This is a genomic window from Rhodospirillales bacterium (genome assembly GCA_016872535.1).
Lineage (GTDB): Bacteria > Pseudomonadota > Alphaproteobacteria > Rhodospirillales > 2-12-FULL-67-15 > 2-12-FULL-67-15.
Genome location: VGZQ01000126.1, coordinates 1 through 5034 on the forward strand (window position 1 = coordinate 1; position 5034 = coordinate 5034).

Sequence of the window (5034 nt, forward strand, 5' to 3'; positions counted from 1 at the left end):
GCTCGGCCGGCCGATGATACCCCGGCCGAGCCTACATCAAGCGGGGAATCTCCTCGAACGCGGCCCTCAATTCGTTCATTCGCTCGGACGGACAGGCGTACACGCTGAGATGCCGGGACATCAAAAACCGCTGCTCGGAAGTCACGGGCACCAGAACGAAGGTTTGATCCCGCTCCGGCGTCGGGGGATGGGCGTCGGGCCACAGAAACGGCGCACCGTTCCGCGCGTATTGCCAGCACGGGATGAACAAGCCGTAACCTTCGTCCTCGAGCAGCCTCAGCGGATCGGCGGTGATGTTCGGCGTCTGGAGTTCCAGCCAGTTTTCGAGCACGACGTGGGGCCGCGCGCGGCGCAGACGCGCCCGAGCGCCGAACAGCGCCTGAAACTCATGGCCTTCGACGTCGAGCTTGATGAAATCGGGGTCGGGCAGATCCATGTCGTCGAGACGGGCGGCGCGAACGTCCATATCGCCGTCGTCCGATATCTTCGACCAGCCCGTATCGCCCGCCAAGGGAAGCTTCATGCGTGCCGTACCCGCGCGATCGGACGCGGCAACCTCATGGCAAGCGATGCGCGATTCAAGGCCCAGTTGTCGGACGATGTCGATCAAATCGCGGCTCGCGAGCGGCACGGGTTCGAAGGCATGGATCGGCCCACGGAACCCGGGCAGGGTCGCCGCATACAGGGACAGCATCCCCCAATTGGCGCCGACATCGTAGAAAACTTTCGGTCCGGTCGCGAAGGCGTCGAGCAGAGCCGCTACCCCCGGCTCGAACAGCAGGTGCTCGGGATGCATGTAAACCATTCCGAAGTGGCCATGGCGGCCGTCGAAACGAAATGTGCGCGAACCCCCCGGAAGATCGATCGCCATCCGCCCCGTGCCGCCGAGGCCGCTCCCGTACGCGGCATCGAACAACCAACGTCCCGGCTTCTTGAAAAGCCGCTTCGTCAGGCGGCGGCGGTATTTGTGGAATCCGATCCGCCGCAACCGGGCGATCAGGGGCAAATACGTGGCTCGCAAGGGATTATGATGCCGAAAGGATTTGCGGAAGATGGACGGCATCGCTTGGCCCTGCCGACAGCCCTCAATCCGTGAAATTCGACGAAAAATGGTGCCGGCGGAGGGATTTGAACCCCCGGCCCACGCATTACGAATGCGTTGCTCTACCCCTGAGCTACGCCGGCGTGCGGGGCGAAGATGGGGCGGGAAAATAGGACCTAGCCCCGGCCTTGGCAAGGCGGGGCCGGAAGGCCCCGGCGAACGGTCGCGTTTGCCGTCGCGCGCTTCCCCGATCGGAGGAAAGCGGATCGACAATCGGTCGCGTTCCGATCCCGCGCGGGGCAACGTCGTCTCCGCGCGCGACAGAATCGTTTTTTCGGCGGCGATTCATTCGTTAACGTTTCGCCCGCCGGCGAATCGCCCCCCCGATTCGCACGCGTTAACTATTTTTCACCCCTTTCCGACCCGTTCCGAACCCTTTGCCGACGCTTCGTCCGACTCCCCGACGGTGGTCGCGCCGAGCGGCGGACGCGCACCGCCGACACTCGCATGCCGATCCGGCGCGACGACGCCGGCACGAGTCGATTCGCAATGTGCGTGCGGCATCGTTCGCGTGCGTTTCACCCCGGTCGCGACGAACCAAGAATCGAATCGCGCGCGCATCATGCGCGGATCGTCGCCGCGAGCGCCGCGCCGCGCCCGCGGAATGTGTCTCACATGGCGCCATTTTACAAGTAATTGATATTAAAAGATAATATCGGTTCCCGGGGCCGCGTTTGCGCCGCGCGCGCCGGGCTTTTTTCTCCGTGAAGCGCCGCCGCCCGCGCGCCCATCGGCGCCGGCCGAACCCGATCGGCATCGTTCCGCGCCAGCGCGCGCGCAATTCCGATCAACGTCCCGTCGCGCATCGCGCACGCGCGCGCGGAAACGACGTTCCGTTCCCGCGCGACGGCAAAAAACACGCGTCGTCGAGACTCGCGATCGACGTCGGCGCGATTCGAAATCGACTCGGCGCGACGCCGTTCGACGAAAATGATTGAAAAGTTTTTTAAATGTCTGTTTATTGACGACGTGGAGCGATTCGCGGGCGATTCGACTTGATCCGCAGATCGCGTCAAGCGATGAAACGAAGGAAATCGCTTTCGATGGCCGGAACCGGCAGGAACGATTGCACGTTGCATCCTCGCGCGAGGCCCGCGTTTGCTCCGCCGTCTTTCGCCGCCGCTTCGTCGGCGGGGGATCGAATTGCCGCCAACAACAATCGCGCGCGAGCGCGGACGACCCCCACCAGGAGGATCTGAGCGCGGCAAGCGTATCGGTCGGATGGGGGTCCGGCCATCAACCAGCCAGCAAGGAGAACGACCATGGCGAAACGGAAGAAAGCTGCGAAGAAAGGCAAGAAGAAGAAGCGTTAGATCGGCGCTTCGCTTTTCTTTAGGTTCCCCGCCTCGCGCGGGGAACTCCGCGACCGGCGGCCGGGCACTGCCCGGCCGCCTTTCGTTTGAACGGGTCAAGAGGACGGAACGGAGGCGGAGCCCGATTCGCCTGCCGAATCCGCCGCCGCCAGCCGCGGCGCGGTTGAAGCTTCCGGTGCGGCCAGCGCCGCGACGCGGGCCGGGGCCCGCCATTCCAGGGTGTCGAACGCGCCGCACTTCGCGCATGCCGCCCGCCAGTCGTCGGCGGCGGCGCCGCAGGAATCGCACATCCACGCCGGATCGGGCTCGGCGACGTTGGCCCGCATCAGCCAGCGCCGGCTGGCATTCATGTCGCCGCGCTCGCTTTCCTCGATCTCCGCCATCAGGCGGCAGGCGCGGGCGGGCGGGCGGTGGCCGAATTGGTCGATTGCGCGACGCGCCTCGCCCCACAGTTTCGCCGCCGCATACGCGCGAGCGAGCGCAAACAGGCTTTCCGGGTGTGTCGGTTGGCCCTCGGTCAATTGCCGTATCTCCCGGGCGGCGGCGAGCGCGTCCGGACTCCGCCGGGCGTGCGCGTAGAGATCGGCCAACCCGGCGTGGGGTGCCAACGCGTAGGTCTTTTCGATCGCCGCCCCCGCCCGGCGCGCAGGCGCCATCAATGAAAAAGCCCGGCGTCGCGCAGGCGCCGGGATTATTGTCTGGGCGGCATCCGCCGCCGGGCGGAATTTTTCCCCGGCGAGTAACGCGCGCGCGTATTCCGCCGCCGCCGCGACCAGATCGGGGCGGAGCTTGTGCGCTTCGCCCGCCAAGTCGCGGGCTTCGTCGTGACGTCCGTCGGCCATGGCCTCGCGCGCGATTTCCACCAGCAGGGCCGCCTCGCGCCGGCGCGCGATGCCCCGATCGAGCGCGCCGCGCCGCGCCGCCTCGGCGAGCGAGGCCCGGGCGTCCCGCCAGCGGCCTTCCTTGGCTTCCAAATCGAACATCACTTCCGCCGCCCAGCCGCTGTCGGGCCTGAGCCGCCAGGCGCGGCGGGCGAGTTCGAGCGCGCCCGCCCGGTCGCCCCGCTTGATCGCCTGGCCGAGCAGGCCGCGCACGCCGAGAAACTCGGTCTCGGGGCGTTCGCTCATGGTCGCGAAGAAGCGACCGGCGGCCTGTTCGTCGCCCGAAAGCTGCGCCGCCTGGGCCGCGAGCAGCAGGGTCAGCGGCGGCTCGTCGAGCAGGCCCTCGGCGCGGCGGGACTGGCGGCGGGCCTCGTCGGCGTCGCCGGCGGCGATCGCGACCATGCCGCGGGTCAGCGCTTCGTAGCCGCGCTCGCGCCGCCGACGCCGCCAGGATTCGCGCCAATCGCCGGGCGCGCGCGCGACGGCAAGCCACAACCGATGCAGAACCCCCGCCGCCACCAGCACCGCCGCCCCCGCCGCGATCAAGGCGGCGACCGAGGTGTCGATGCGCCAGCCGCGCCAATGGAGCGTCACCGTTCCGGCGTTGTCGGCGAGCCACACCGCCGCCGCGACCAACGCCGCCGCCGCGACGATATAAAGCAGCCAACGGAACACGGTCAGCTTCCGCCCGCGAGCGCCGCCAGCGCGCGCCGGTGGAGATCGGCGAGCGCCGCATCCACGGTACCGCGCGCGCGCGCATCCGCGAGCCAATCCCGCGCCGCCGCCTGGGCCGGGCCGGATAGAGTCTCGATCGCCGCCGCCGCCGCCGCGACGTCGCCCCGCCCGAGTGCCTGTTCCGCCGCGCGCAGAGCGGCATCGGGCGATCCCGCCGGCGCGCGCTCGTCGGTGCGACGCACCGCGACCATGGCCGAAAGCCGGGCGAGCGCGCGATCGGTCCAGGTTCCGTCGCCGGAGCCGCGCGCCGCAACCGTCACCGCGCGCGCCATGGCGTCGAAACGGGCCTTGATGTCGTTCGCGGTCGGCACCCCCTTGGCGGCATGGGGCCGAAGGCGTTCGATCGCTTCGGCCGCTTCCGGGCGGGATTTGGCGATTTCGCGCAATTGATCGAGTTCGCGCGCGAACGGGCGGCCCGCCAGACTCGCGTCACGCAGCTGGCCGACGGCGAGGACGAACGCGGGCGCCATCGGGTCGGCGCGGGCGGCCTTGGCTTCGGCCGCCTCGACCGCCTGAAGCCTTCGCGCGAGATCGGCGGCGCGCGCCTCCGATTCGCCCAAGCGACGGGCCAGATCGTCGAACGCCGCCTTATCGACGGCCGGCGCGGCGGGCGGCGGCGCCATGATCGACGGCGGTGCCGGCGCAGGCGTGGGAACAGACAACGGGCGCCCCGATAGGGGCGCATCAGTTAATGCGCGCGGGGATTCGCCCGCGCGCTCTTCCAGCGCCTTGACGCGCGCTGCCAGCGCGGCGACTCGTGGATCGAGGGGCGGGTCGGCAGGGGATGCGAGTCGCGCCTGGACCCACGGCAGCCAGCGGGGCAGCGTGGCCGCGATCGCCACGGCGAGCGCGCCCACGACCAGCAGGGAGATAATAAACGCCGGAAGAACCACCGCGGGCCGGGGCGGGGTCGCGACGGACTTGCCCATGCCCTTGTCGTCGGCCGGCTGGCCCTTGTCGTCGGTCGGCTTGGGAGTTTCGTCCATGACCCGGCAAGATTAGC

Annotated in this window: 4 protein-coding genes and 1 tRNA gene; 1 reads left to right on the forward strand and 4 read right to left on the reverse strand. The window is 69.0% G+C overall.

The features are described from left to right. Positions 1-31: 31 nt before the first annotated feature. Complete coding sequence (locus FJ311_15750) at positions 32-1063, reverse strand: FkbM family methyltransferase (GenBank protein MBM3952888.1); 1032 nt, start codon at positions 1061-1063, stop codon at positions 32-34. Between the two features lie 47 nt (positions 1064-1110). Then, positions 1111-1185, reverse strand: a tRNA-Thr gene (locus tag FJ311_15755). A gap of 851 nt (positions 1186-2036) precedes the next feature. Between FJ311_15755 and FJ311_15760 the strand changes: the two genes are divergently transcribed. Beyond that, on the forward strand, positions 2037-2438 hold the full coding sequence (locus tag FJ311_15760; protein MBM3952889.1) for a hypothetical protein: 402 nt from the start codon (positions 2037-2039) through the stop codon (positions 2436-2438). 72 nt (positions 2439-2510) lie between these two features. Here the strand turns inward: FJ311_15760 and FJ311_15765 are convergent, their stop codons facing one another. Both FJ311_15765 and FJ311_15770 read right to left on the reverse strand, forming a co-directional pair. Beyond that, entirely contained in the window at positions 2511-4097 is a 1587-nt protein-coding gene (locus FJ311_15765; protein MBM3952890.1) for a heme biosynthesis protein HemY, read from the reverse strand. Then, positions 3974-5017 (reverse strand): hypothetical protein, encoded by a 1044-nt coding sequence (locus FJ311_15770; GenBank protein ID MBM3952891.1) that lies wholly within the window; start codon positions 5015-5017, stop codon positions 3974-3976. The genes FJ311_15765 and FJ311_15770 overlap by 124 nt, the downstream gene beginning before the upstream one ends. Between the last annotated feature and the right edge of the window lie 17 nt (positions 5018-5034).

What these genes read in the sequence shown, in the direction of transcription:
- FJ311_15750 (MBM3952888.1), bottom strand. Translation starts at nt 1,063, where the DNA reads ATGCCGTCCATCTTCCGCAAATCCTTTCGGCATCATAATCCCTTGCGA.
- FJ311_15770 (MBM3952891.1), bottom strand. Translation starts at nt 5,017, where the DNA reads ATGGACGAAACTCCCAAGCCGACCGACGACAAGGGCCAGCCGGCCGAC.